General features: G+C 54.4%; 4 protein-coding genes. All 4 read left to right on the plus strand.

The window, feature by feature from the left end; genetic code table 11:
• Nucleotides 1-289: 289 nt before the first annotated feature.
• The 4 genes from Q0C28_RS04265 to Q0C28_RS04280 all read left to right on the plus strand — a co-directional run bounded on the left by Q0C28_RS04265 (nucleotide 290) and on the right by Q0C28_RS04280 (nucleotide 4,692).
• Nucleotides 290-1,633, plus strand: coding sequence for a hypothetical protein (locus Q0C28_RS04265; RefSeq protein WP_293573412.1), 1,344 nt, complete (start codon nucleotides 290-292; stop codon nucleotides 1,631-1,633).
• 10 nt (nucleotides 1,634-1,643) lie between these two features.
• Nucleotides 1,644-3,194, plus strand: coding sequence for a S8 family serine peptidase (locus Q0C28_RS04270; protein WP_293573413.1), 1,551 nt, complete (start codon nucleotides 1,644-1,646; stop codon nucleotides 3,192-3,194).
• A 262-nt stretch (nucleotides 3,195-3,456) separates the two neighbouring features.
• Entirely contained in the window at nucleotides 3,457-3,780 is a 324-nt protein-coding gene (locus Q0C28_RS04275; protein WP_293573414.1) for an H-NS histone family protein, read from the plus strand.
• A gap of 720 nt (nucleotides 3,781-4,500) precedes the next feature.
• Nucleotides 4,501-4,692, plus strand: a complete 192-nt coding sequence (locus Q0C28_RS04280) for a hypothetical protein (protein WP_293573415.1) — start codon at nucleotides 4,501-4,503, stop codon at nucleotides 4,690-4,692.
• The last annotated feature ends 645 nt before the right edge of the window (nucleotides 4,693-5,337 follow it).

A 5,337-nucleotide genomic window follows, 5' to 3' on the forward strand; every position in this document is an offset into this window, starting at 1 on the left:
AACGCACCAATCGCGCTCGACCCAAAGGTGTCAGTCTGGCATTGCTGTGAATGTTCATTCGATCCCTCCGAATAGGGTTGGTGCTTGGTAACTCCAACCAACTCGGTCTGGATCGAATGGACAACCTGTTGAAAGCTCACAGATAGAGCGCGATTTTGAATCGGTGATCCTGCGATCCCCGCCCGTCTATGGGGCCGGTGACCGCGCCTCGCGCGAAGCATGGTTGCTACGGCGCATACGAGCGGGTCGCCCGATTGTACATCCAGGACCTGTGGCGGGCCGCGCGTTGATGATTTGGGTTGACGATCTGGTGCAGGTTTTGGCCAATGCGGGTTCCGCGCAACAGGCAGCTGGCGGTGCCTATCACCTGTCACAAGATGAGTGTCCTACACTTGACCTCCATGCGCGGCGTATTGCGGCGCTGATCGGAATGCCTTTTCCTGATTGGGACATTCGCCCGATAGATAAACTTGTAGCGCAAGGCTATCGGCTTGCAGCCTTTCCGTTTCCACTCGGCCGCGCCGCCTTACTCGATACCGCCGCAGCCAAACACGATCTTGGCTTTGCGCCGACTGACGGGTTGATAGCGTTACGATCCGCTATCGCGGTTGAGGCTGATCTGGTCCCTTGGCCTGGTGCAGGTAGCATGCAGGCCGGTCTATCTGGCACCACATGGCTCCTGCATGAAGCGCTTGATCAACTGACGCAAACCGATGCCCAGCCGCCATCAATTTCCCTCGAAACAGCTCTGTCTGCGCTTGGGACTGACCGATCCTTCTCGCCAGTTCATATCGTGGCCGAACGCAATATCGCCGACCAACTGCCGATGTCCCGGTCAGATGCTGCCACGGATATGACACCGGTTTCAGTAATCGTTGCTCCAGAAACAATCGCCGTTAGCTCAGACCTCGATGCGAATTGTATTGCGGTTCCCCTTGCGCATCTGGTGGATTGTTCAAGCGGCACTGTTTCAGTTTTTCGTCAGGTAGGCAGAGACCATAAGCAAGATTATGCTAAAGACCATCTACCCGATACAGTCCAAATTGCTGATTTTGCCAGCATGTCAGGCTTTGACCAAACCTTAGGCTCACCGCTTTTGTTGCAGTTGAATGGGATTAAAAATCAGGCTGCTGCGCGAGATTGGGCCAAATCACTTGCGACAGCAAAGGGTGACAAGGTGTTCTCAATCCCGGCGCTGGCCCCGATTTGGCCAGTGGGTGTGCCACCTAACGACTACGTTTGGCAAGATCTCTTCGGATTGGCCCGAGTGTTGCGGCAACTACCAGCGATGCAGGCTAACGGGGACACCATGTTCAGTCTGTTTTGTATCGGATCATGTAACTTGACGGAGGCGTTTTTGCCACTCGCTCCCCCTTGGTATCTGGTCCGTGTCACGGATGAAAACATCCTTGTTCATCTGACGAAGCCGCGCGTTCTAGCTTTACCACCGTTCTTGGCCGATGTTCTGCGCTGCGCCTGTGTCACCCAAACCGCCGAGGATTGTTTGGCCCTTTGTCGCGAAAGCCCGGAAATGCACGAAATTTCCCAATTCAAGTTGATTGAGGCGCTGGCTCAACTGTCTGCTTCGACCGGTATAGCGCTGCGCCCCTCCCTCACCTCCCCCCCAAGCTGAAGTCCATACCATGAATGATGAAACACACACGGATTACTTCATAACCCATCGCGTTGCCGGTCAAACTGTACCGAGTGAAATGCAGGCAAATGACAGAATGCAATCGCATTTCAACCACCTTCTACGCGAGCAGGCCGATGTCGTTGAAAACAGGGTATCGGCGGCCGGACGCACAGCAATACGGTTCCGCGCCGATGAAAAAACCGTGGCACGAGCGCAGGCAGCATTGCAAACAGCCGGGAACGGTTCACGCTCCGATGTGATTATAGAACCGATAATCTCTCTGGATCACAACCACCCGCATTCGGGCTACCTGCATGAAATGGCCAAAAATCTCTCACAGAGCAGCCGCGCCGCCTCTGCACCATTAAACAGAGATATGATCGAAGTGCGCGCAACCACGCAGTCGGGGGCGCCACTGCCTGGGGCGTTAGTATCGGTCGTTGTGCTAAACGGCAAGATTCCCAAGACCATGACCGCAACCACCAATGCAGATGGTGTGGCGCGTATCACAGGGGCAACCGTCGGACAGACCTTGGCGATGGCTATGGTCACTCCTCATTTTGGATATTGGGGCATGGTCACCTCATCGCCGGATCAGCCGGTGGAGATGGCCTGCCCTAAGCTTCCGCAGGATGGGCCGCTTGGATGGTGGCATCACTTGCTGAATGCCGACACCCTCTCAGATCAGGATGGCACGGGCGTGACTGTTGGGGTCATTGATACCGGCTGTGGGCCGGCCCCGCAGTTGTTACACGTTCGTGACGGGGGGGCGATTATCGGGCAGACATGGTCGGCGAATGGTGCAGATGTCGGCGTTCACGGTACGTTTTCTTGCGGCGTGATCGGCGCTCGCCCAACAAATCAGGGCGACTATGCGGGGCTGGCGCAAGGCGCAGCGATTGTGTCTGTGCGGGTTTATCCCGATGATACATCTGGTGCGAACCAAATGGATGTAGCAATAGCCATCGACAAGCTGTCGGTCACCGAAAGGGCCGACTTGATCAATCTGTCGCTTTATTCCATGACGGCATCAGACATTCAGCAGGACGCGATACGCCACGCGCTGGAACGCGGCACAGTCTGCGTCTGCTCCGCGGGCAACAATGGTGGACCGGTGGGGTATCCAGCGGCTTTCGATGAAACAGTGGCGGTTTCAGGTCTGGGTCAGATCGGATGCGCGCCCGAGGGCAGCGTGGACTCGATTTTTGTGCCGACCGATCCGACGCAAAAGTTTGGCGAAAACCTGTATTTGGCAACCTTTAGCAGCCGTGGTGATGCCGTAACTGCGGCGGGTCCGGCTGTCGGCGTCTTGGCTCCAGTGCCCCATGTGCAGGATGGCGCATTCGGCTACGCGGCCATGTCGGGAACATCCGTCGCCGCGCCGATGATTTGTGGGGCGCTATCAACTTGGCTGTCACGATCCGAGGCCTATCTGGCGCTGCCGCGAGATGAAACACGTAGCGCGATGGCACTCAAGATATTTCTGGAACATACGAAAGCACTGGGCAGCGATGCAACTTTCTATGGAGCCGGGCTGTTACCGCTGAAGATGGCGTGACTGGCAAATCTTCGAGAAAGGTGATGAAGGAAGAAGCCTCAAAGCCTGAGACGGTTGCAGCGCAAGGAGCTGGGCCCAAAGTTCTGGAGAGTCGTCGCAGAGCTGAAGATTGGGCGCTCGATCTCTGGACCGAGATCGAGGTAACTGTTGATACTTCAGCTTTGAGGTCAAGTCTATGATTGTAAGTCAAATGCTCACTGACTACTTGCTTCAAGTGAGTTTATCTGCTTTGTCCGTGCAAGACTGAAAACGCAGGTGATACATGGCAATTGATCTGAACGGACTTAATGCTGCTGAGCTGGACGCACTCGCTAAGGAAATCGAAACCCGCAAAGCAGAAGTAGAAAAAGAGGCGAAGCAGAGTGCGTATGCCGAAATGCTCACCATTGCAGAGCAACATGGCGTGCTCTTTGAGGAGGTTGTTAATCTGCATGCTGGCAAAGGCCGCAAATCAGGTGCAAAGGCACCAGCCAAATACGCTAATCCCGCAGATCCGCTCCAGACCTGGAGTGGCCGCGGTCGCAAGCCTGCCTGGCTGAACGAAGCATTGGAAGCTGGGAAGTCCATTGAGGATCTTGAGATCTGAAGAGACCGCCTGTCTGCTACGCTTGCTCAGGCTCACTTACATATGGAGAACAGAAAACGTGCTGGCGGCTCCCCGTCGCCGCTCTACTCCCTGTTTGGGCATTAGAAATGGCTTAGCAAGAACTAAGATCCATTTTGATCGACAGCTGGCTGGCTTTAACTCAATCTGTCCGCGAAATTAATGTTGTTGCCAAGCGAATCTTATACCCGCGGTGAAACCAGCCATCGATCAGCAATTCATAGGGCCGCGCATTGACGCATTGACGCATTGACGCATCATTGAGCCGAACCTTAGCGGTAGGCGCAAACTCCAACCAGCAGTGAACTGCTAATGTGCGGGTTTTGCGAACTTATACCCCCGCGGCCGGTGCTAATGCAGAAAGCCATCTTATTTGTAACACCGCAATTATGGTGGCGCTGCGGATTTCATGAAATGAACCATCCGCCTGTGCTGAAATCGCTGGATCTCAAACCATCCCTTGGTTGCAGACGGCCTCAGCTGTCGAGGTGCGGGACCGGGCCTGAGTCACGCACGACCGTTGCCACTTATCAGATCAACACCGCGCTGTCGCCATTCCCGTATTGAACCTGGATGGGGGATGACGGGAGTAGGCTATATTATGGATTGGGTGTATCGATAGCGAAGACTGCAGTCAGCGCACATAACCGGATCGTTAAAGAGGCCGAGACTGAAAGTAAACCCGAAGCTCTGGTGCGCTGGTTGAACGAACTTGATAGCAGCATCGCAGCAATTGGCCTGGAAGCCGGGCCACTGTCGCAATGGCTGCACCGAAGGCTGACCGAAGCTGGCCTTGATGCGATGTTCATGGAAACGCGCCAAGTGAAAGGAGCGCTGAAGGCGATGCCGATCAAGACGGATCGACGCGATGCAGACGGGAATGCACGCCTATGAGATGGGCACATAGGAATTACATCAAACTTGCATCAAGTTGGTAGCCGCCGCGCTGACCACAAACCGAAGCATGTACCCCAAGGTTCTCAGTTGAAAGCCGCGACGGAAGCTAGCGCAGTTATCAAAACATCGAGAGAACGCCAAGGCGGATCAATTGTCTTGCGTAAAACCGATTGACTGGGACGCCACCGTTACCGAAGCCCTCACTCCCAGTTTCGGCACTCTGTAGTGAGCTCTATGGCAGTATTGGCTAACAGCCCAGAGGCCTTTAGTGCCGATGAACCCCATTCTAATTTTGCACTAATATTCCGATTAGACCACCCTTGTGCAGTCGAACACCAGATGCGGGTTGGATGAGATTAGAAACAGCCTACAAAGTATCGTTTGGGCTGTCGAACAAACTTTTGTTTATGTTGACTGTGCGCCGCAAACTAACCCTATTAGCGAGGGGAACGTTTTCTTAAAATGTTATGAAAGGTCGAGTATGGATTACGTTGCAAACTTACTAGATGTGAGCTTTCAACAGGTTGTCCATTCGATCCAGACCGAGTTGGTTGGAGTTACCAAGCACCAACCCTATTCGGAGGGATCGAATGAACATTCACAGCAATGCCAGACTGACACCTTTGGGTCGAGCGCGATTGG

Origin of the sequence: Phaeobacter sp. (genome assembly GCF_022825805.1) — a bacterium.
Classification (GTDB): Bacteria; Pseudomonadota; Alphaproteobacteria; order Rhodobacterales; family Rhodobacteraceae; genus Phaeobacter.

Bases quoted from the DNA above. Each gene is read 5' to 3' on its own strand.
- Q0C28_RS04265 (WP_293573412.1), top strand. From the start codon at position 290: ATGATTTGGGTTGACGATCTGGTGCAGGTTTTGGCCAATGCGGGTTCC.
- Q0C28_RS04270 (WP_293573413.1), top strand. From the start codon at position 1,644: ATGAATGATGAAACACACACGGATTACTTCATAACCCATCGCGTTGCC.
- Q0C28_RS04275 (WP_293573414.1), top strand. From the start codon at position 3,457: ATGGCAATTGATCTGAACGGACTTAATGCTGCTGAGCTGGACGCACTC.